The 20862-nt window shown below is 73.8% G+C and carries 20 protein-coding genes; 3 read left to right on the top strand and 17 right to left on the bottom strand.

What is annotated here, in order from left to right:
• Positions 1–47 precede the first annotated feature (47 nt).
• Positions 48–1157, top strand: a complete 1110-nt coding sequence (locus ACZLMO_RS05395) for a glutamate--cysteine ligase 2 (RefSeq protein WP_425713534.1) — start codon at positions 48–50, stop codon at positions 1155–1157.
• A gap of 60 nt (positions 1158–1217) precedes the next feature.
• Here ACZLMO_RS05395 and tsaD read toward each other — a convergent pair whose 3' ends face one another.
• On the bottom strand, positions 1218–2261 hold the full coding sequence (gene tsaD, locus ACZLMO_RS05390) for a tRNA (adenosine(37)-N6)-threonylcarbamoyltransferase complex transferase subunit TsaD (RefSeq protein WP_425713535.1): 1044 nt from the start codon (positions 2259–2261) through the stop codon (positions 1218–1220).
• Positions 2262–2292: 31 nt separating this feature from the next.
• Entirely contained in the window at positions 2293–4155 is a 1863-nt protein-coding gene (ilvD, locus tag ACZLMO_RS05385; protein ID WP_425713536.1) for a dihydroxy-acid dehydratase, read from the bottom strand.
• A gap of 97 nt (positions 4156–4252) precedes the next feature.
• Between ilvD and ACZLMO_RS05380 the strand changes: the two genes are divergently transcribed.
• A complete protein-coding gene (locus tag ACZLMO_RS05380) occupies positions 4253–5041 on the top strand; it encodes a helix-turn-helix transcriptional regulator (protein WP_463653116.1) in 789 nt (262 codons plus the stop codon).
• Between the two features lie 43 nt (positions 5042–5084).
• Here ACZLMO_RS05380 and ACZLMO_RS05375 read toward each other — a convergent pair whose 3' ends face one another.
• From ACZLMO_RS05375 to glmS, 11 genes are all read right to left on the bottom strand, one after another.
• Positions 5085–5837 carry a succinate dehydrogenase/fumarate reductase iron-sulfur subunit gene (locus ACZLMO_RS05375; RefSeq protein ID WP_425713538.1) on the bottom strand — a complete coding sequence of 251 codons (753 nt, stop codon included), beginning with the start codon at positions 5835–5837 and terminating at the stop codon, positions 5085–5087.
• On the bottom strand, positions 5834–7798 hold the full coding sequence (locus ACZLMO_RS05370; protein WP_425713539.1) for a fumarate reductase/succinate dehydrogenase flavoprotein subunit: 1965 nt from the start codon (positions 7796–7798) through the stop codon (positions 5834–5836). The genes ACZLMO_RS05375 and ACZLMO_RS05370 overlap by 4 nt, the downstream gene beginning before the upstream one ends.
• 10 nt (positions 7799–7808) lie before the next feature.
• Complete coding sequence (locus ACZLMO_RS05365; RefSeq protein ID WP_425713540.1) at positions 7809–8510, bottom strand: succinate dehydrogenase cytochrome b subunit; 702 nt, start codon at positions 8508–8510, stop codon at positions 7809–7811.
• 140 nt (positions 8511–8650) lie between these two features.
• Positions 8651–9130 (bottom strand): ribosomal protein S18-alanine N-acetyltransferase, encoded by a 480-nt coding sequence (rimI, locus tag ACZLMO_RS05360; protein ID WP_425713541.1) that lies wholly within the window; start codon positions 9128–9130, stop codon positions 8651–8653.
• Positions 9127–9810: a tRNA (adenosine(37)-N6)-threonylcarbamoyltransferase complex dimerization subunit type 1 TsaB gene (gene tsaB / locus ACZLMO_RS05355; RefSeq protein ID WP_425713542.1), complete on the bottom strand. Its 684-nt coding sequence runs from the start codon at positions 9808–9810 to the stop codon at positions 9127–9129. The genes rimI and tsaB overlap by 4 nt, the downstream gene beginning before the upstream one ends.
• Positions 9811–9830: 20 nt before the next feature.
• Positions 9831–10805 (bottom strand): hypothetical protein, encoded by a 975-nt coding sequence (locus ACZLMO_RS05350; RefSeq protein ID WP_425713543.1) that lies wholly within the window; start codon positions 10803–10805, stop codon positions 9831–9833.
• On the bottom strand, positions 10802–11452 hold the full coding sequence (tsaE, locus tag ACZLMO_RS05345; protein WP_425713544.1) for a tRNA (adenosine(37)-N6)-threonylcarbamoyltransferase complex ATPase subunit type 1 TsaE: 651 nt from the start codon (positions 11450–11452) through the stop codon (positions 10802–10804). Before tsaE ends, ACZLMO_RS05350 begins: the two co-directional genes overlap by 4 nt.
• Positions 11449–12645, bottom strand: coding sequence for an alanine racemase (gene alr, locus ACZLMO_RS05340; RefSeq protein ID WP_425713545.1), 1197 nt, complete (start codon positions 12643–12645; stop codon positions 11449–11451). Before alr ends, tsaE begins: the two co-directional genes overlap by 4 nt.
• A 23-nt stretch (positions 12646–12668) precedes the next feature.
• Positions 12669–14297 (bottom strand): NAD(P)H-hydrate epimerase, encoded by a 1629-nt coding sequence (locus ACZLMO_RS05335; RefSeq protein WP_425713546.1) that lies wholly within the window; start codon positions 14295–14297, stop codon positions 12669–12671.
• On the bottom strand, positions 14297–14638 hold the full coding sequence (locus tag ACZLMO_RS05330) for a holo-ACP synthase (RefSeq protein WP_425713547.1): 342 nt from the start codon (positions 14636–14638) through the stop codon (positions 14297–14299). Before ACZLMO_RS05330 ends, ACZLMO_RS05335 begins: the two co-directional genes overlap by 1 nt.
• Before the next feature lie 24 nt (positions 14639–14662).
• Complete coding sequence (glmS, locus tag ACZLMO_RS05325) at positions 14663–16516, bottom strand: glutamine--fructose-6-phosphate transaminase (isomerizing) (RefSeq protein WP_425713548.1); 1854 nt, start codon at positions 16514–16516, stop codon at positions 14663–14665.
• A gap of 41 nt (positions 16517–16557) precedes the next feature.
• Here glmS and coaA point away from each other — a divergent pair, with 41 nt between their 5' ends.
• The gene (coaA, locus tag ACZLMO_RS05320; RefSeq protein WP_425713549.1) at positions 16558–17550 is read left to right on the top strand and encodes a type I pantothenate kinase; all 993 of its coding nucleotides are present in this window, start codon (positions 16558–16560) and stop codon (positions 17548–17550) included.
• Positions 17551–17564: 14 nt separating this feature from the next.
• Here the strand turns inward: coaA and ACZLMO_RS05315 are convergent, their stop codons facing one another.
• The 4 genes from ACZLMO_RS05315 to rplM all read right to left on the bottom strand — a co-directional run bounded on the left by ACZLMO_RS05315 (position 17565) and on the right by rplM (position 20822).
• The gene (locus tag ACZLMO_RS05315; protein ID WP_425713550.1) at positions 17565–18341 is read right to left on the bottom strand and encodes a DedA family protein; all 777 of its coding nucleotides are present in this window, start codon (positions 18339–18341) and stop codon (positions 17565–17567) included.
• A gap of 5 nt (positions 18342–18346) precedes the next feature.
• Positions 18347–19711 (bottom strand): phosphoglucosamine mutase, encoded by a 1365-nt coding sequence (glmM, locus tag ACZLMO_RS05310; protein WP_425713551.1) that lies wholly within the window; start codon positions 19709–19711, stop codon positions 18347–18349.
• A gap of 131 nt (positions 19712–19842) precedes the next feature.
• Positions 19843–20334 (bottom strand): 30S ribosomal protein S9, encoded by a 492-nt coding sequence (gene rpsI, locus ACZLMO_RS05305; RefSeq protein WP_425713552.1) that lies wholly within the window; start codon positions 20332–20334, stop codon positions 19843–19845.
• A gap of 29 nt (positions 20335–20363) precedes the next feature.
• A complete protein-coding gene (gene rplM, locus ACZLMO_RS05300; protein ID WP_425713553.1) occupies positions 20364–20822 on the bottom strand; it encodes a 50S ribosomal protein L13 in 459 nt (152 codons plus the stop codon).
• Positions 20823–20862 lie beyond the last annotated feature (40 nt).

Raw genomic sequence — 20862 nt, 5'->3', positions numbered from 1 at the left:
CCCTCCGGCGCACGCGCACGGGCCGAGCACCGGTGCACAATGTCGCCGTGCCTGTCGAGTTCGGATCGTCGGAGCGCTCGACCCTCGGCGTCGAGTGGGAGCTCCAGGTGCTCGACGCGGGCACGGGCGAGCTGCGCAGCGACGGGCTCGAGCTCATCGACGACCTGCGGGCGCCCGGCGGAGCACCGCACCCGCGCCTCGCGCACGAGCTGCTCGCCAACACGGTCGAGATCGTCACGGGCGTGCACGACTCCGTCGCCTCCGCGCTCACGGAGGTCCGCGACGTCCTCGCCGAGCTCACGGAGGCGGCCGGGCGGCGCGGGCTCGTCCTCGCCGGCGGCGGCACCCACCCGACGGCGGACCCCCAGGCCCAGCCGACGACCACGGGCTACGAGCGGCTGCTCAGGCGCACCGGGTGGTGGGGCCGCGAGATGCTCATCTACGGGCTGCACGTGCACGTCGGGGTCGAGCGGCGGGAGAAGGCGCTCCCGATCATGCGCGGCGTCCTCGACCGGATCGGCACCCTCCTCGCCCTCTCGGCCGCCTCCCCCGTATGGCGCGGCACCGACACCGGCTACGCCTCCAACCGCACGATGATGTTCCAGCAGCTCCCCACGGCGGGCCTCCCGGACGTCATGCGCACGTGGGAGGACTACGAGCGGGTGGTCGAGCAGCTCGTCGCGTCCGACGTCATCGCGCGGCGCAACGAGACGCGCTGGGACGTACGGCCCACGCAGTTCGGCACGGTCGAGTCCCGCATCTGCGACTCACCGCCGACCCTCGCCGAGGTCACCGCCCTCACCGCGCTCAACGTCTGCCTGGTGGACGCGGTCTCCCAGGCCATCGACGACGGCGAGGAGCCCGCCGCGCTCCCCCGCTGGCTGACGGCCGAGAACCGCTGGCGCGCGGCGCGCTTCGGCCTCGACACCGACTTCGTCACCGACAGCTCCGGCGGCTCGCTCGACGCGCGGGACTCGGTCCGCGCGCTACTCACCGAGCTCGCGCCGGCCGCGCACCGCCTCGGCTGCGCGCCGGAGCTCGCGCTCGTCGAGGACATCCTGGGGCGCGGCGCGTCCTACGAGCGTCAGCGGGCCTGGGCGGAGGCGGACGGGTGGGACGGCGTCGCGCTGCGGCTCGCCGGCGAGCTGACGGGCTGACGAGCTGACGAGCTGACGAGCTGACGGGCTGACGGGCTGACGGGCTGAGGTTCCCTCCCGTCAGACGAGCACGCTGGTCGTCGGCATCGCGGAGTCGGCACCGAAGTCCAGGTCCGACGCCGGAAGACCCGCCTCGACGACCGCGCTCCCCAGCGCGGCGATCATCGCACCGTTGTCGGTGCAGAACCTGATCGGCGGGATCCGCACGTCGACCCCGGCCTCCGCCCCGCGCTCGGCGAGCAGCTCGCGCAGCCGGGAGTTGGCGGAGAATCCCCCTCCGACGACGAGGACCTCCGCCCCCCTGTCCGCGCACGCCCGGAGCGCCTTGGTGACGAGGACGTCGGCGACCGCCTCGGAGAAGCCGGCCGCGACGTCCGCCGCCGGGATCTCCTCCCCGCGCGCCGTCCGGGCCTCGAGGTCGCGGGCGACCGCGGTCTTGAGGCCGGAGAACGAGAAGTTGTACGCGTGCCGCTCGCGGTCCTTCGGCGCGGTCAGGCCCCGCGGGTAGCGGATCGCCTCCCGGTCGCCGGTGGCGGCCAGCCGGTCGACGTGCGGGCCGCCCGGGTACGGCAGGCCGAGCAGGCGACCCACCTTGTCGAAGGCCTCGCCGGCGGCGTCGTCGAGGGTCTCGCCGAGCAGCGTGACGTCGGTGATGTCGTCCCCGACGGCGAGCAGGGTCGTGTGCCCGCCGGAGACGACGAGCGCCACCGACCGGGCGGGGACGGGCCCGTGCACGAGGGCGTCGACGGCCGCGTGCCCGATGACGTGGTTGACGCCGAGGAGCGGCCGGTCGATCGACAGCGCGAGCGCCTTCGCCGCCGCCACCCCCACCGTGAGCGAACCGACGAGCCCGGGGCCCGCCGTCACCGCGACGGCGTCGACGTCCGTGAGGTCGACCTCCGCGCGCTCGAGGGCCGCGTCGAGCGTGGGCCCGAACGCCTCGAGGTGGGCGCGCGACGCGATCTCCGGGATGATCCCGCCGAACCTCGCGTGGTCGTCCATCGACGACGCCGTGACGTCGGTGAGCAGCTCCGTGCCCCGGACCAGCGCCACGCCGGTCTCGTCGCAGGAGGTCTCGATGCCGAGGACGAGCGGTGAGGTCACCCGAGGATGGTACGCGCGGCGCGGTTCCGGCTCAGACGGTCTCCGGGACGAGCCGGACCGCCCCCTTGTCGGCGGACTGGGCGAACGCCGCATAGGCCCGGAGCGCCGGGGTGACCTTCCTGGGCCGCGGCTCCCGCGGCCGGTAGCCTCCGCCCTCCTCGAGGGCCGCCCGACGCCGCTCGAGCTCGTCGTCCGGGACCTCGAGCCGCATGCTGCGCCGGGGGATGTCGATGGTGATCGTGTCCCCCTCCTCGACGAGCGCGATCGTGCCGCCTGCCGCTGCCTCGGGCGAGACGTGCCCGATCGACAGCCCCGAGGTGCCGCCGGAGAACCGCCCGTCGGTGATGAGCGCGCACGCCTTCCCGAGGCCGAGCCCCTTGAGGTAGGAGGTCGGGTAGAGCATCTCCTGCATCCCCGGTCCGCCCTTGGGTCCTTCGTACCGGATGACGACGACGTCGCCCTCGCTCACCTCCTTGCCGAGGATCCGCTGCACGGCCTCCTCCTGCGACTCGCAGACCACTGCGGGCCCGGTGAACGTCCAGATCGACTCGTCGACGCCTGCCGTCTTGACGACGGCGCCGTCGGGGGCGATGTTGCCGCGCAGGACGCCGAGGCCGCCGTCCTTGGAGTAGGCGTGCGCGAAGGAGCGGATGCAGCCGTGGGTGTCGTCGAGGTCGAGCCCGGCCCAGCGCTCGGACTGGGAGAACGCCGTCGAGGAGCGTCGCCCGCCGGGGGCGGCGTGCCACAGCTCGACGGCCTCGTCCGTCGCGCGCCCGCTGCGCACGTCCCACTCGTCGAGCCAGGCGCCGAGCGTCTGCGCGTGCACCGTGTGGACGTCCTCGTCGAGCAGCCCGGCGCGGCGCAGCTCGCCCAGCAGGGCGGGGATGCCGCCGGCGCGGTGGACGTCCTCCATGTAGTAGGTCCGGCCCTCGGCGACGTTGGGGGCGACCTTCGCCAGGCACGGCACGCGGCGCGAGACCTCGTCGATCTCCTCGAGCCCGAACGCGACCCCGGCCTCGCTCGCCGCCGCGAGCAGGTGGAGGATCGTGTTGGTCGAGCCGCCCATCGCGATGTCGAGCGCCATCGCGTTCCCGAACGCCGCAGGCGTCGCGATGCTCAGCGGGAGGACGGTGTCGTCGTCGTCCTCGTAGTACCGGCGCGTGATGTCGACGACGAGCGAGCCGGCCTTCTCGTACAGCGCGCGACGGGCGGTGTGGGTGGCGAGGACCGAGCCGTTCCCGGGCAGCGAGAGGCCGATCGCCTCGGTCAGGCAGTTCATCGAGTTCGCGGTGAACATGCCGGAGCACGAGCCGCACGTGGGGCAGGCCGCCTCCTCGATGCGCATGAGGTCGGCGTCGGACACACTCTCGTTGACGGCCTCGGACATCGCGTCGACGAGGTCGAGGGTGCGCACCGTGCCGTCGACGAGCGTGGCCCGGCCGGACTCCATCGGCCCGCCCGAGACGAACACCGTGGGCACGTTGAGCCGCAGCGCGGCGAGCAGCATCCCGGGCGTGATCTTGTCGCAGTTCGAGATGCACACGAGCGCGTCCGCGCAGTGCGCGTTGACCATGTACTCCACCGAGTCGGCGATGAGGTCGCGCGAGGGCAGGGAGTAGAGCATGCCGTCGTGCCCCATGGCGATGCCGTCGTCCACCGCGATCGTGTTGAACTCGCGGGCGATGCCGCCGGCCTCCTGGATGGCCTCGGAGACGATCCGGCCGACCGGGGCGAGGTGGGTGTGGCCGGGGACGAACTCGGTGAAGGAGTTCGCCACGGCGATCACCGGCTTGCGGCCGATGTCGCCGCCGGCCACGCCGGAGGCGCGCATGAGGGCGCGGGCGCCGGCCATGTTGCGGCCGTGGGTGACGGTGCGGGAGCGGTACGCGGGCATCCACCCATCCTCCCCCGCCCCGGCCGGCCGACCGGACGATCCGGGGCCGAGAGCCGGATGCGGGTGGTACCGGTACTCGCAGTACCATCTCCGGGTGATCCGTCCGCGCACTCCCCGGCGCGTCGAGCTGGGCGACTTCCTCCGGGTCCGGCGCCTCGCGTCCGACCGTGCCGCGCTCGGCCTCCCGACCCCGCCCCGCCGCGGCGGCGCGGGCCTCAGCCGCGAGGAGGTCGCCACCCTGTCCGGCGTGAGCGCCAGCTGGTACACGTGGCTCGAGCAGGGGCGCGACACCAACGTCTCGCGCCAGGTCCTCCTCGCCGTGGCCCGCGTCCTGCGCCTCACCGACGACGAGACCGCCTACGTCCTCGGTCTCGCCGAGCAGGAGGTCGCCGTCCCGCAGGTGCGCCGCGAGGCCGTCCCGGCCCACCTGAGCCGGCTCGTCGACGCGCTCGACTTCCCCGCCTTCGTCGTGACGACGGACTGGGCGATCGTCGCCTGGAACGCGGGCTACGCGTGGCTCTACCCGCGCATCGCGGACGTGGACCCGGCCGACCGGAACCTGCTCTGGCTCGTCTACACGGACCCAGACCTGCGGGAGATGCTCCCCGACTGGGAGCAGGACAGCCGGCGGTTCCTCGCCGAGTTCCGGGCGGAGTCCGGCGTCCGCCTGGCGGGCGCGGAGCACAGGGCCGTCGTCGACCGGCTGTCGGCGGCGAGCGAGGAGTTCCGCACCCACTCCGCCGAGATGGCCGTCTCCCGGTTCGAGTCGCGCACGCGCACGTTCCGGCACCGAGAGCTCGGGCTGCTCGAGTTCGAGCACCACCGGCTCGTGCCCGCCGACGCGGTCGACCTGCACGTCGTCATGTACGTGCCGGTCAGGTCGTAGCCGCGGTCAGGACGAGGCGCGCCCACCGGCGAGCGCCGCGCGATCAGGACGAGGCGCGCCCGCCGACCGCGGCGCGGCCGAGGTCGGAGTTGAGCTGGGAGATGACGTCGAGCGGGATCTCCTTGGGGCACACGGCAGCGCACTCGCCGATGTTCGTGCACCCGCCGAAGCCCTCGGCGTCGTGCTGGGCGAGCATGTCGACCACGCGGGCCTGTCGCTCGGGCTGGCCCTGCGGCAGCATCCCGAGGTGCGTGACCTTCGCGCCGAGGAAGAGCATCCCCGAGGCGTTGGGGCAGGCCGCCACGCACGCGCCGCACCCGATGCAGGCGGCGGCCTCGAACGCGCGGTCCGCGTCGTTCTTCGGCACCGGGGTGGCGTGCGCGTCCGGGGCGGCGCCCGTGTTGACGGACACGTACCCGCCGGCCGCGATGATGCGGTCGAAGGCGCCGCGGTCCACCACGAGGTCCTTGACCACCGGGAAGGCGTCGGCGCGCCACGGCTCGATCGTGATGGAGTCGCCGTCCTTGAAGGACCGCATGTGCAGCTGGCAGGTGGTCGTCACCTCGGGCCCGTGGGCCACGCCGTCGATGACGATGCCGCACGCGCCGCAGATGCCCTCGCGGCAGTCGTGGTCGAACGCGATCGGGTCCTCGCCGGCGGCGAAGAGCTGCTCGTTGAGGACGTCGAGCATCTCGAGGAAGGACATGTGCTCGGAGACGTCGTCGAGCCGGTAGGAGTGCATCGACCCCTTCGCCTCGGGCCCGGACTGACGCCACGCGTTGATGGTGATCTTCACTTGTAGCTCCGCTGCTTCATCTCGACGTACTCGTAGGTGAGGTCCTCCTTGTGGAGCACCGGGACGCCGTCGGCGCCGTGCTCCCAGGCGGCGACGTACGCGAACTCGTCGTCGTGCCGCAGGGCCTCCCCCTCCTCGGTCTGCGACTCGGCACGGAAGTGCCCGCCGCACGACTCCCTGCGGTGCAGGGCGTCGATGCACATGAGCTCGCCCAGCTCGAAGAAGTCGGCCACGCGGCCGGCCTTCTCGAGGCTCTGGTTGAGCTCCTCGTTCGTGCCGGTCACCTTGACGTCGCGCCAGAACTCCTCGCGCAACGCCCGGATCTTCTCGATCGCGGTCCGCAGGCCCTCCTCGGTGCGCTCCATCCCGCAGTACTCCCACATGATCGAGCCGAGCTCCTTGTGGAAGGAGTCCACGGAGCGCGTCCCGTCGTTGGACAGGAAGTGCTCCACGCGCTCGCGCACCTGGTCGGCCGCGGCGACGACGTCCGGGTGGTCCGGCGCCACCGGCGAGCCGTGGTTGTCCGCCAGGTAGTCGTTGATCGTGTTGGGCAGCACGAAGTAGCCGTCCGCAAGGCCCTGCATGAGCGCCGACGCGCCCAGCCGGTTGGCCCCGTGGTCGGAGAAGTTGGCCTCGCCGGCCACGAACAGGCCCGGGATCGAGGACTGGAGGTCGTAGTCGACCCACAGCCCGCCCATCGTGTAGTGCACGGCCGGGTAGATGCGCATCGGCACCTCGTAGGGGTTCTCCCCCGTGATGCGCTCGTACATGTCGAAGAGGTTGCCGTACTTGGCCTCGACCGCCCCGCGGCCCATCCGCCCGATGGCCTCGGCGAAGTCGAGGTACACGCCGCGCCGCACACCGTCGACCTCGGGGCCCACCCCCCGCCCGTCGTCGCACATGTTCTTCGCCTGTCGCGAGGCGATGTCACGCGGCACGAGGTTGCCGAACGAGGGGTAGATCCGCTCGAGGTAGTAGTCGCGGTCCCCCTCGGGGATCTCGCGCGGGTCCTTCGTGCAGTCGTCGGCGCTCTTCGGCACCCAGATGCGGCCGTCGTTGCGCAGCGACTCGCTCATCAGCGTGAGCTTGGACTGGTAGTCGCCCGCCTGCGGGATGCACGTGGGGTGGATCTGCGTGTAGCAGGGGTTGCCGAAGTAGGCGCCCTTCTTGTGCGCGCGCCAGGTGGCGGTGACGTTGCAGCCCATCGCGTTGGTCGACAGGAAGAAGACGTTGCCGTAGCCGCCCGAGGCGAGCACGACGGCGTCGGCGAGGTGGGTCTCGATCTCGCCGGTGACCATGTCGCGCACGATGATCCCGCGGGCACGACCCTCGACGACGACGAGCTCGAGCATCTCGTGCCGGGTGTTCATCTGCACCGTGCCGGCGCCGATCTGTCGCTCGAGGGCCTGGTAGGCGCCGATGAGCAGCTGCTGGCCCGTCTGGCCGCGCGCGTAGAAGGTCCGCGAGACCTGCACGCCGCCGAAGGAGCGGTTGTCGAGGAGGCCGCCGTACTCGCGGGCGAAGGGGACGCCCTGGGCGACGCACTGGTCGATGATCTGCTTGGAGACCTCGGCCAGCCGGTAGACGTTGGACTCGCGCGAGCGGAAGTCGCCGCCCTTGACCGTGTCGTAGAACAGCCGGTAGACGGAGTCGCCGTCGTTCTTGTAGTTCTTCGCGGCGTTGATGCCGCCCTGCGCGGCGATCGAGTGCGCCCGGCGCGGGGAGTCCTGGTAGCAGAACGCCTTGACCTGGTACCCGGCCTCGCCGAGCGTCGCCGCCGCCGAGCCGCCGGCCAGCCCGGTGCCGACCACGATGACCGAGATCTTCCGGCGGTTGGCCGGGTTGACGAGCTTGGCGCCGAACTGGCGCTTCTCCCACCGCTCGGCGAGGGGGCCCACGGGCGCCTTGGTGTCCGCGACCGGAGCGCCCTCGCGGTACAGGTCCTGGATCAGTGCAGTCATCTGGGGCGCCTCAATTCACGATGCCGAGGAGGATGGCCGTCGGGCCCGCCATGAACCCGACGAGGAGCAGGAGGGCGACGACGATCGCCAGGCCGTTGAAGGCCGCCTCGCGCCGCTTCGTCGACAGTCCGAGCGTGGCGAGCGCCGACCACACGCCGTGCCGCACGTGGAACGCGAGGAGGACGATCGCGACGAGGTAGATCGCGAACACCCACCAGTGCTCCGGCTGGAACGCCTCGACCATGCGGGCGTAGGGGCTGTCGAACGAGCCGCCGACCTCGATGGTCATCGTGGTGAACTGCAGGATGTGGAAGACGAGGAAGGCGAGGATGATGACGCCGCCCCACCGCATCGTGCGCGACGCATAGCTCTGCTGCAGCGACCGCCTCTTGACGTACCGCGTGGTGCGGGCGCCCTTGGCCCTCTTCCACAGCGTGAACGCCGCGCCCGCGTGGATCACCAGCGAGGCGAGCAGCACGACCCGCATGATCCACAGCATCCCCTGGTGCGGCAGCATCGGGTAGAACGCCTCGCGGAGCCAGTGCGCATATCCGTCGAACGCCTCGGCGCCCTGGAACATCTTGAGGTTGCCGTACATGTGGGACAGGACGAAGAGCACGAAGATCACACCCGTGACGGCCATCGAAGCCTTGAGCGCGACCGTCGTCCTCCGTACCGTCTGCGCCCTCGATGGCGCTGCAGTGGTGGTCACGGGCCGATCCTAACCCCCGCAGATCGGTCGATCCGGGCACCCGCCGAATGCGAGACGAATCGTCCCGAGATTGTCTTTCCGGAGCCTCTCGACACGGTCAAGAACAATTGTCGTGCGTATTTTCGTGCGCCTTTCGTGCGCTATTCCTTCTCGGTGTTCCCGGCGTCCTCGGGGGCTGTGAGATCGAGCCGCATGACGACCGCGTCGCGGCCCGAGCGCTGGTAGTACCGCGGCCGGATCCCGATCTCCTCGAAGCCCCGACGCGCGTACAGGGCGCGGGCGCCGGGGTCGTCGGCCCGCACCTCGAGCAGCATGCTGCGTGATCCGTCACGCCGCGCGCGGTCGACGAGCTCGTCCATCAATCGGGTCGCCAGGCCTCGGCGCCGGTGGTCCGGGTCGATCCCGATCGTCATCACCTGGACCTCCTCACCCGCGGCCGTGCCCGCCCAGCCGACGAGCCGGTCCTCCTCGTCGACGACGGCGAGGTAGGTGCGCCCCACGAGCTCGAGCTCGGTGCGGTAGACGGAGGCCGACCAGTCGTCGGGGCCGAAGAGCACCGGCTCCAGCTCCGCGACCCGGCGCACGTCCGAGGGGCGCAGCGGGCGCAGCCGATAGCTCACGGCGCCACCTGGGCGGGGACGGCGGCGTCGGGCCTGCGCAGGTAGAGCGGCTCGGTGGGGAGGCTCGCGCCGGCGGCGCGGCGCACGAGGGCGAGCCGGGCGAGCGCGCGCGGGAACGCGGCCGGGTCGGGGGTGGGGACGTCGGCCTGCCGGTCGCCCCCGGTGACCTCGTCGGCCTTCTCCCCCACGACGACGACGCCCGGCGCGAGATCGGCACCGACCTGCGCGCCCGCGGCCACGGCGGGACCGGCGAGCACCTCAACCTCGTCCGGCCCGGCCGCCCGGTACCGCCCGTGGTAGACCTCGCGGCGGCGCGCGTCGGTGGCGACGACGACCGTGGCACCCGGGTGCGCGTCGAGCGCGACCCGGGCGACGGCGTCGAGCGAGGGGACGCCGGCCAGAGCGGCGCCCCAGCCGCGCGCCAGCGTCCGCGCGGTGACGAGTCCGACCCGCAGCCCCGTGAACGGCCCGGGCCCGGTGCCCACGACGACGAGGTCGGGGCGGCCGTGCTCGGCGGCGAGCGCGGCGACGGCCGGCGCGAGCTCCTCGGCGTGCCGGCGGTCGTGGGCACCCTCGACCAGTCCGAGGTGCTGCACGAGGGGCGACGCGTCGGGCGCGTCCCCCGCGACGAGCATCGCGGCGACGGGGCGGGACGAGGTGTCGATGACGAGGACGCGCACCGGTCAAGGGTAGGCGCGCGTCAGCCGCGGTGGCTCCATCGGCCCGAGCGGCCCTCGCGGAGCTCGGCGCGGACCCGCGCCCGGAGCCGCTCGGTGGCCGGGGCGGCCGGCGACTCGTCCTCCTCCTCGCTGCCGCGCAGCCAGACGGCGATCCCCGCCGCGAGCAGCACCGCACCGACGGCCACGACGCCACCGACGACGACCCAGCGCACAGAGTCCTCGCGCTCCGCCCCGCCGCTTCCGGAAGGCTCCGGGTCCAGGAGGAACGGCAGGTAGGCGGCAAGGTCCGTCGAGCCGGCGAGCATGCCGCCGGCCCGGTCGTCGAGGGGGCTGACGCGGCCGTGGGCGTAGGCGTACCAGGCGCCGGTCCGCCCGTCCTCGACGACACCGACCTCGGGGTCGAGCTCGGCGAGCGCCGGGCCGAGCCCGGGCACGTCCCGCACCTCGCCGACGTACGTCCCGGTCGCGGTCTCCAGCACGACGACGCCGACCGCCGTCCCGTCGAGCAGCACGGGTGCCACGACCCTCGTCGTGGCCACGACGACGGGCTCCACCGCGTTCCCGACCATGAGGTCGGACGACCAGGCGAGGACGGGTCGTGGCGTCCCCACCGTCAGGTCCTCGGCCCGACCGTCCACGGCATCGGCCAGCACGGTGGGCGCGCCGGACCTCGCGACCGCCTGCGCCTCGACCGTGAACCACCGCTCGACGGTCATCGGGAGCGTGAGCAGGTTCTCGAGCGCGGGGTCGGGCTCGACGGGCCCGTCCGAGTCGGACTCCGAGGGGGCCTCGGTCGGCACCTCGGCGCGTGCGGCGGTCGCCGTGGCCGCGCTCTCGTCGAGCGCCGTCGCGGCCGGTCCCGCGTCGAGCGCCGTCGCGGCCGGTCCCGCGTCGAGCGCCGTCGCGGCCGGTCCGGCGTCGGGCGACGCCGCGGCCGGTCCCGCGAGGAACGCGGCGACGAGCAGGACGAGCAGCGCCGCGGATGCCCGCCTCACCCGGGGCCCGTCACGTCCGAGAGGTCCGTACCGGCCCAGCGCGGTCCGTGCGCGGTGATGTCGATCGTGCGGGGCTCGTCGGCCGGCGGGGCGAGGTCGGTCTCCTGATCGTCCTCCTCGGAGGCCGCCGAATCCTCCGCCTCGCCGGCCACGTCCCCCACCGGCCGGGTGAGCACCACGTCGAGGCGGCTCTCGGCGAGCGCCTCGGCGGTCCCCTCGCCCCACTCGACGACCGTCACCGACTCCTCGAGCGAGCTGTCGAGGTCGAGCGCGTCGAGGTCGCCGGCCCCGGCCAGGCGGTAGGCGTCGACGTGGACGAGCCCCGGCCCGCCGCCCTGCCCCACGTGCTCGCGGGCGATGACGAAGGTCGGCGAGGCGATCGTCCCGCGCACCCCGAGCGCCGCCCCGAGGCCCTGGACGAAGGTCGTCTTGCCGGCGCCGAGCGGGCCCGTGAGCACGAGCAGGTCGCCGGCCCGCAGGTGCGCGGCGAGCCGGGCCGCGAGGGCGCGCGTGTCCTCGGCCGTCGGCGCCGTCGCGCGCCAGGTCGCGCTCACCTGCCGGGCCTGCCCGCCCCGACCCGCGACCTCGGCCTGCCCGGTCCGTCTGTACTGGCCCACCTGCCCGGTGTCCCCGGTCCGTCCCGTCATCGTTCCTCCCGCCCCGCGCCGCCGGCGGCGCCCACGTGCACGCGCGGGACCCGCACGCCGACCGACGTGAGCATCTCGTAGGCGATGGTCCCGGACGCCTCCGCCCAGTCCCAGGCCGACGCCTCGCCGCGCGCGGGGTCGCCGAACAGGACGATGTCGTCGCCGGGCCGGTCCGCCGCCCCCGGCCCGAGGTCGACGACGACCTGGTCCATGCTCACGCGCCCGACCTGAGGGACGCGCCGCCCCGCGGCGCTGAGCGCGACCTGGTTCGAGGCCGCGCGCGGGACGCCGTCCGCGTACCCGAGCGGGACGAGCCCGAGGACCGTGTCCCGCTCCGTGGCGGCGGTGTGCCCGTAGCCCACGGGCGTGCCGGCGGGCGCCTCGCGCGTGAGGACGAGCCGGCCGCTCACCGTCATCACCGGACGCAGGCCGTGCTCGGCCGCGGGGGCGACGTCCTCGGCCGGGGAGACCCCGTACAGGGCGATGCCGGGACGGATCATGTCGAGATGGGTGGCCGGGTGCAGGAGCACGCCCGACGACGCCGCGAGGTGCAGCGGCCCGGGCTCGGTCCCGGCGGCGCGGAGCCGGTCGACGAGCGCGAGGAACAGCTCGGTCTGACGCTCCGTCACGCCGCTGCCGGGCTCGTCCGCGCTCGCCAGGTGGGAGAAGGTCGAGGCCACGCGGACCGACCCCTCGGCGACCGCCGGGCCGAGCCTGGCGGCGAGCTCGTCGACCTGCCGTGGCTCGACGCCGTTGCGGGCCATCCCCGTGTCGAGCTTGAGGTGCACGTCCGCGGCGATGCCGGTCTCCCGGGTCGCGGCGAGGACCTCGTCGAGCATCCACGGGGCACCGATGCCGATCTCGATGTCGGCCCGGAGCGCCGCGGCGAGCGGGGCGCCGGGGGCGTACAGCCAGGCGAGCACGCGACCGCCGGGGCCGAGCCCGTGCCGCAGCGTCAGCGCCTCGGCCAGCTGCGCCACCCCGAGGAGGGTGGCCCCGGCCTCGAGAGCGGTCCGCGCGACGGGCAGCAGTCCGTGCCCGTAGGCGTCGGCCTTGACGACGGCGAGGACGTCGACCCCGCCGGCACGGTCCCGCAGGGTGCGGAGGTTGTGCGCGAAGGCCTCGTGGTCGATCCGCGCCCGCGCCGGCCAGTGGCTCTCCGCGGCGCTCACGCTCCCGCCCTCGTTCGTCACCGCGACAGTGTGCCAGGCGCCGCTCACCGCAGGCCGAACCGCTGGAGGATCCCACCGCCGCGGGCCGACGTCTGCTCGCCCGCCGGGTCGCGCCCGGCCACGAGGTCGGCGACGACGTCAGGCAGGGCGGCCGCGACGTCGCCGGCGACGATCGGCCGACCTGGTGCGTCCCCGGCCGCGCGCAGGCCCGCGCTGCCGTGGACGTGGGCGGCCGCCACGGCGGCGTCGGCGAGCTCGGCGCGGCTGAGCGGGCGCCCCACCGCCTCGGCCCGAGCGCCGGCCGAGGTGAGGAGCGCGCCGAGCACGCCGGCAAGGACGTCGCCGGAGCCGGCGGTCGCGAGCCACGGGACGCCGGCGGAGGCCACGCGCAGCGGTCCGCCCCCGGCGACGACCGTGCGGGCGCCCTTGAGGAGCACCACCGCGCCGGTCCCGTGGGCGATCTCGGTCGCCGCGGCCGCGGGGGCGGCCTCGACCTCCGCGCGGTCCACCTCCGCCGACCGCAGCGTGCTCAGCAGCCGCGCAGCCTCCCCGGGGTGCGGGGTGAGGACGAACGGCACCGTCCCGGCGAGGTCGCCGGTCACCCCGTGCCCGCTGCGGTCGAGCCCGGTCACGAGCGGCAGCGCACCGGCGTCGACGACCGTCGGGGTGCCGTCGCGCAGCGCCCGCTCGAGGGCGGCCGAGAGCCGCTCCCGGTCGGCGCCGTCGGCCGTGCCGGGGCCGACGACGAGGGCCTGGACGCGCCCGTCGGCACCGACGACCTCGGGGTGGGCGGCGAGCACGAGGTCGACGGACCGCCGGTCCGCGAGGTGCCGGACCATGCCGACCCCGGTGCGCAGCGCGCCCGCCACCGTGAGAACGGCGGCGCCCGGGTAGGTCTCCGAGCCCGCGACCACCCCGAGGACGCCGCGGGAGTACTTGTCGTCCTCCCACGAGGGGGTGTGCACGCTCCGCGCGACCTCGGCCCAGCCCGGTTCGACCACGGCCGGCTCGCCCGTCGGCGCCACCCCGATGTCGGACACCTCGATGCGACCGGCGCGGCCGGCCGCCGGCGGGAGGAGGATCCCCGGCTTCGCGGCGATCATCGTCACGGTGACGTCGGCGTGGAGGACCGGCCCGGGCAGGGTCCCGTCGTCGACCCCGATCCCGGAGGGCACGTCGACGGCCACGACCGTGCGCCGCGGCCCCGCGAGCACGGTCTCGGCCACCGCGCGGGCGGGCCCGCGCAGGCCGCCCGTGGCCCCGATCCCCAGCATGCCGTCGACGATCAGCTCGGACCACGACACGAGGTCGGGGACGTCGGTCGCCTCGGGGACGTCGGGCACGGCGGAGCCCGGGGCGGACCGGAGGTCGACCCCGGCCGTGCGCGCCGCGTACAGGCCCGGCGGGTGCACGGAGTCGCCGACCGTGAGGGCGACGACCCGCACGCCCGTCGAGGCGAGCCGGGCCGCGGCCAGCAGCGCGTCCCCGCCGTTGGCACCGGGGCCGACGAGCACGAGCACGCGCGTGCCCGTGAGGTCCTTCGTGGTCGCGCGCAGCTCCGCCTCGACGGCGGCCGCCACGGTGCCGGCCGCCCGTTCCATCAGCGGCACGCCGGCCGCGAGGTGCGGCTCCTCGAGCGTCCTGATCGCCCCGGCCGTCAGTGCGGTCCGCATCAGTCTCCCTCCCCGATCGCCACGGCGGCGGCGATCCCGGCGTCGTGCGAGATCGAGAGGTGCCACCGGACGATGCCGAGCTCGGCCGCCCGGGCCGCCACGGTGCCCCGGATCTCGACGAGCGGCGCGCCGCCGCTCACCCGCCGCACGGTGCAGTCGTGCCAGCGCATGCCCGCGGGCGCACCGAGCGCCTTCGCGATGGCCTCCTTCGCGGCGAACCGCGCGGCGAGCGACGCCGGCGGCAGGTCGCGCTCCTCGGGCGTGAACAACCGCGTGAGCAGCCGCGGCGACCGTTCGACGGCCTCCGTGAACCGCTCGACCGAGCAGACGTCGATCCCCACCGACCGCACCCCCACCGCGGGCCGCTACTCGACCGTGACGGACTTGGCGAGGTTGCGGGGCTGGTCGACGTCGAGCCCCTTCGCCGCGGCCACCTCGGAGGCGAAGATCTGCAGCGGGACGGTCGTCACGAGCGGCATCATGAGGGTGGGCGTGCGCGGCACGCGGATGACGTGCTCCGCGACCTCCTCGACGTCCGTGTCCCCCTCCTCCGCGACCACGATCGTCAGCGCGCCCCGCGCACGGACCTCCTGGATGTTGGAGACGACCTTCTGGTGGAGGACGGGGCGCCGAGGCGTGGGCACGACGACGAACACCGGCTGCCCCTCGTCGACGAGCGCGATCGGCCCGTGCTTGAGCTCGCCGGCGGCGAAGCCCTCCGCGTGGATGTACGCGAGCTCCTTGAGCTTGAGCGCCCCCTCGAGGGCGACGGGGAAGCCGACGTGCCGGCCGAGGAAGAGCACCGAGTCCGTGTCGGCCATCGACCGGGCGAGCTCGCGGACGTGCTCCTCCTCCTTCTCGAGGACCTCCGCGATCTTGTCCGGCATCGCGGCGAGCTCCTCGAGGTAGCCCGCCACCTCCTCCGGGTACTTGTTGCCGCGCAGCTGGGAGAGGTAGAGGCCGAGCAGGTAGCAGCCCGTGATCTGGGCGAGGAACGCCTTGGTCGAGGCGACGGCGATCTCGGGGCCCGCGTGCGTGTACAGCACGGCGTCGGCCTCGCGCGCGATCGTCGACCCGAACGTGTTGACGATGGCCAGGACCTTCGAGCCCTGCTCGCGCGCGTGCCGCACGGCCATGAGCGTGTCCATCGTCTCCCCCGACTGGGAGATCGCGACGACGAGGGTGCGCTCGGTGACGACCGGGTCGCGGTAGCGGAACTCGCTCGCGAGCTCGACCTCGCAGGGGATCCGGCACCAGTGCTCGATGGCGTACTTGGCCACGTGCCCGGCGTACGCGGCGGTGCCGCAGGCGATGATGATGACCTTGTCGACGGTGCGCAGCACCGACTCCTCGATCCGCATCTCGTTGAGGACGAGGCGTCCCTCCTCGTCGCGGCGCCCGAGCAGCGTGTCGCGCACGGCGGCCGGCTGGTCGTGGATCTCCTTGTCCATGAAGGTGGGGAACCCGTCCTTGACCGCCGCGGCCGCGTCCCAGTCCACCGTGTAGCGGCGTCCCTGGGCGGGCGAGCCGTCGAAGCCGACGACCTCGACCGAGCCGGGCGTGATCGTCACGACCTGGTCCTCGTCGAGCTCGAGGGCCTCCTTCGTCCCGGAGATGAACGCGGAGACGTCCGAGCCGAGGAAGTTCTCGCCCTCGCCGAGCCCGACCACGAGCGGGGAGGACCGGCGGGCGCCGACCACCGTGCCGGGCTGGTCGCGGTGCTGGGCGAGGATCGTGAACGCGCCCTCGAGCCGGCCGACGACGGCGAGCATCGCGGCCGTGAGGTCGCCGTCGTAGGCGGCGGCGAGCAGGTGGGCAACGACCTCGGTGTCGGTCTGCGACGTCATCTCCACGCCGGCCTCGACGAGCTCGCGGCGCAGCGGGGCGAAGTTCTCGATGATGCCGTTGTGGATGACGGCGACGGCTCCGTCGCCCCCGACGTGCGGGTGCGCGTTGGCGTCGGTGGGGCCGCCGTGGGTGGCCCAGCGGGTGTGGCCGATCGAGGCCACGCCGTCCGGCACGGGGTCCTGCTCGATCGCGTCGCGCAGGTTCTGGAGCTTGCCCGCCCGTTTGCGGACGACGATCTCCTCACCCGTGTGCACGGCGATGCCCGCGGAGTCGTACCCGCGGTACTCGAGCCGCGCGAGACCGTCCATGGCGATCTCGAGGGGGCGGGTGGACGGGGCGCTGGGGCCGACGTAGCCGACGATTCCACACATGGGAGCGAGGATAACTGCCTCGCCGGTGGCAGAATGTCCGGGTGTCAGCGGACCTCCAGCGACCCGACGACGGATCCCGGGACGGGGCCGAGCACGGCCGCCACCTCACGCCCTACACGGAGCTCGACCGCGAGTCGTGGTCGCGCCTGGCCGAGACGACCCCGCTGCCGCTGACCGACGCCGACGTCGTCAACCTCCGCGGGCTCGGGGACCCGCTCGACCTGTCCGAGGTCGACGTCGTCTACCGACCGCTCTCCGCGCTGCTCCAGCAGTACGTCGCGGCGACGGACCACCTGCACGCCGGCACGGCCCACTTCCTCGGCGGCAGCTACCAGCGCACACCGTTCGTCATCGGGGTCGCCGGTTCGGTCGCGGTCGGCAAGTCGTCGACGTCCCGGCTGCTGCGCGAGCTCCTGCGGCGCTGGCCCCAGACACCGCGGGTCGAGCTCGTGACGACCGACGGGTTCCTCTTCCCCAACGCCGAGCTCGAGCGGCGCGGGCTGCTCGGCCGCAAGGGCTTCCCCGAGTCCTACGACCGGCGCGCGCTGCTGCGCTTCGTCGCCTCGGTCAAGGCGGGCGCGACCTCGGTGTCCACGCCCGTCTACGACCACGTGCGGTACGACATCGTGCCGGGCGAGCGGAAGGTCGTCACGCACCCGGACATCCTCATCGTCGAGGGGCTCAACGTCCTCCAGCCGGCGCGGCCCACCGCCGACCGTTCGTCGATGCTCGCCGTCAGCGACTTCTTCGACTTCTCGATCTACGTCGACGCGCGGACCTCCGACGTCAAGCGGTGGTACGTCGACCGGTTCCTCGCGCTGCGCGAGACCGCGTTCTCCGTGCCCGGCTCGTACTTCCGCCGCTACGCCGACCTCGACGACGAGGAGGGCGCCGCCACCGCCGCGCACATCTGGGAGACGATCAACGCCCCCAACCTCGTGCAGAACATCCTGCCCACCCGCGGCCGGGCCAAGCTCGTCATCACGAAGGACGGCGACCACCGGATGCACCGGATGCTGCTGCGCAAGCTCTGAGCGCCGACGCCGCGCTACGCGACCTGGCCCTCGGTGTCCGAGTCGGACTCCGGGTCCGTGTCCGGCTCGCCGTCGGCTCCGCCCACGCGGTCGGCGGGAGCAGCAGTGGCGGCGGCGTCGTGCTCGTCGTCGTCGTGCTCGTCCTCCTCCTCGTCGTCCAGCCCGAGCTGCGGGAGGAAGCGGCCCTGCGCCCAGCCGAGCACCCGCTCGAGGAGGATCCCGAGGAGGAAACCGCCGACGACGCCGAGCACCACCCCGAGCAGCGGGTGCTCCTTGATCGCCGCGCCCGCGCCGAACCCGAGCGCCACCGCGTAGGTCGCCCAGACGATCGCCGCGATCCCGCTGAGCAGGACGAACCTGGTCCGGGGGTAGTCGACCGCCCCCGCGGTCATGTTGACGGCCACCCGGCCGAACGGGATGAAGCGCGCGGCGAGGATGAGCGCGGCCCCGCGCCTGCCGAGCGTGCGGCGCGCTCCGGCCACGACCTTCGCGCCGCGCCCCCGGTTGAGCACGGGGATGCGGTGCAGCGGGATCGCCATGCCGATCCGGTAGGCGATCTGGTCGCCCACGAACGCACCGACGGCCGCCGCCGGCCACAGGAGGTAGATGTGCGGGCCCTCGCCGTGCGCGGTGAGCGCGGCGGCCGCGATGACGACCCCCTCGCTCGGCGCCGCCGGGAAGAAGCCGTCGACGATGCAGCCCGCGAGGACGATGACGAGGACCCACGGAGACGCCGCGAGGTCGACCATCCAGTCCTGGACGGCGTCGACGAGCGCGAGGACGTCTCCCACGTCGGTCAGGCGGGCAGGGCGAGCCGGTCGGCGACGACCGCGGCCAGGGTCTCCGCCTCGTGGCGGGCCACGTCCTCCGTGCCGGCCTCGACCATCACGCGCACGACCGGCTCGGTGCCGGACGGGCGCAGGAGCACGCGGCCCCCGCCGCCGAGACGCCCCTCGGAGGCCGCGACGGCGTCGGCGACGCCCTCGTCCGTGGCGGCCCCGGCCCGGTCGACGCCCTTGACGTTGAGCAGCACCTGCGGGAGGCGGGTGACGACGGACGCGAGATCGGTGAGCGAGCGCCCGGTCTGGACCACGCGCTGGGCGAGGAGGAGCGCCGTGAGCACACCGTCCCCGGTCGAGGCGTGGGAGGCGGCGATGACGTGGCCCGACTGCTCGCCGCCGAGGACGAACCCGCCGGCGCGCATCGCCTCGAGCACGTAGCGGTCGCCCACGCCCGTCTGGACGGTCGCGATGCCCTCGCGCTCCATCGCCTTGAGGAGGCCGAGGTTGGACATCACCGTGACGACGAGCGTGTCGTGCGCGAGCTCGCCGCGCTCCTTGAGGTCGGTCGCAAGGATGCCCATGATCTGGTCGCCGTCGACCAGCGTCCCGGCGGCGTCGACGGCGAGGCAGCGGTCGGCGTCCCCGTCGAACGCGACGCCGAAGGCGGCGCCGGCGGCCACGGTCACGGCCTGGAGCTGCTCGGGGTGCGTCGACCCGCAGGCGTCGTTGATGTTGTAGCCGTCCGGCGAGGCGTTGAGGACGACGACGTCGGCGCCGGCCTCCCGCAGCGCGGCGGGCGCGATGTCCGAGGCCGCGCCGTTCGCGCAGTCGACGGCCACGCGCAGACCCTTGAGCGGCGTGCTCCCGATCGCGCCGACGAGGTGCTGGATGTAGGTCGCGTCGGCAGCGCCGGCGCCGGCCCCGAGGCGGCCGAGGCCGTCGCCGACGGGGGCGTCGTAGTCGGTGCCGAGGAGCGACTCGAGCCGGTCCTCGACCGCGTCGTCGAGCTTGTAGCCGCCGCGGGCGAAGAACTTGATGCCGTTGTCCGGCATCGCGTTGTGCGAGGCGGAGATGACCACGCCGAGGTCGACGTCGGAGGTCGCGGTGAGGTGGGCGATCCCCGGCGTGGGCAGCACCCCGACATCGTCGACGTCGACGCCCGCCGAGGCCAGGCCCGCGCACATCGCGGCCGACAGCATCTCGCCGGAGACGCGCGTGTCACGGCCGACGATGGCTCGCGGCCGGTCCCCGGCGCCGTGCGCGGCCCCCGAGGCGACGAGCTCGCGCGCGGCGGCCACGCCGAGCTCGAGCGCGAGGCTCGCGGTGATGTCCCGGTTCGCGAGTCCGCGAACCCCGTCCGTGCCGAACAGCCGTGCCATGCGGTCCCCTCCAGAGGTGGTCTCCGTCCGCGCACAGCGTGCCGGACGGCGGCGGGTGCGCGCAGCGGGGCGCGCGGGGGTGGACGACGACGGCCCCGTCCCCAACCGGGACGGGGCCGTGGCCGAATGGATCAGCGCTTGGAGTACTGCGGCGCCTTGCGGGCCTTCTTGAGGCCGGCCTTCTTGCGCTCGATGGCGCGGGCGTCACGCGTGAGGAACCCGGCCTTCTTCAGCTCGGCGCGGTTCGCGTCGCGGTCGATGACGTTGAGCGCGCGGGCGATACCGAGGCGCAGCGCGCCGGCCTGGCCGGACGTACCGCCACCGGCGATGCGCGCGTGGACGTCGAAGCGACCGTCGAGGTCGAGCAGCGTGAACGGCGAGCGCGCGAGCTGCTGGTGGAGCTTGTTCGGGAAGTACTCCTCGAGCGTGCGACCGTTGATGGTCCACTCCCCCGTACCCGGGACGAGCCGGACGCGGGCCACGGCCTCCTTGCGGCGGCCCAGGGCCTGGCCGGGGGCGGTGATCGACGCGCCGGCACCCTCGGGGGCGGACTCGCTCTCGGACGTGTAGCTGGCGGGCACGTCGTCTGCGTCGACGTCGAACTCGGTGGTGGGCTCGGCCACGGTTCTCCTCGTGGGTCTCGGTGGTGGGCTCAGGCCTTGGCGGGCTGCTGAGCGACCTGGTCAATGACGAACGGCTGCGGCTGCTGGGCCGCGTGCGGGTGCTCGGGGCCCGCGTAGATCTTGAGCTTGTCGAGCTGCTGACGACCCAGGGTCGTCTTCGGCAGCATCCCGCGCACGGCGCGCTCGACGGCGCGCGTCGGGTGCTTGGCGAGCATCTCGACGTAGGTGGTCGACTTGAGCCCGCCCGGGAAGCCCGAGTGGGTGTAGGTCTTCTTGTCCGCCAGCTTGGCGCCGGTCAGCGCGACCTTGTCGGCGTTGATGACGACGACGAAGTCACCGCCGTCGACGTGCGGGGCGAAGGTCGGCTTGTGCTTCCCACGGAGCAGGGTGGCGACCTGGGAGGCCAGACGGCCCAGGACCACGTCGGTGGCGTCGATGACGTGCCACTGCCGCGTGATGTCGCCGGGCTTGGGTGTGTACGTGCGCACGGGCGTATGCCTCACTACTACTGTCGGCGTTCTTGACGAA

The sequence above is a fragment of the Georgenia sp. G2120 genome (assembly GCF_055326485.1).
The sequence above is the reverse complement of the archived record's forward strand: the minus strand, read 5'-3'. Positions and strand labels throughout refer to the sequence as shown.

Bases quoted from the DNA above. Each gene is read 5' to 3' on its own strand.
- ACZLMO_RS05370 (WP_425713539.1), bottom strand. From the start codon at position 7,798: ATGACTGCACTGATCCAGGACCTGTACCGCGAGGGCGCTCCGGTCGCG.
- glmM (WP_425713551.1), bottom strand. From the start codon at position 19,711: ATGGCACGGCTGTTCGGCACGGACGGGGTTCGCGGACTCGCGAACCGG.
- ilvD (WP_425713536.1), bottom strand. From the start codon at position 4,155: ATGCCCGCGTACCGCTCCCGCACCGTCACCCACGGCCGCAACATGGCC.
- ACZLMO_RS05335 (WP_425713546.1), bottom strand. From the start codon at position 14,297: ATGCGGACCGCACTGACGGCCGGGGCGATCAGGACGCTCGAGGAGCCG.
- tsaE (WP_425713544.1), bottom strand. From the start codon at position 11,452: ATGACGGGACGGACCGGGGACACCGGGCAGGTGGGCCAGTACAGACGG.
- glmS (WP_425713548.1), bottom strand. From the start codon at position 16,516: ATGTGTGGAATCGTCGGCTACGTCGGCCCCAGCGCCCCGTCCACCCGC.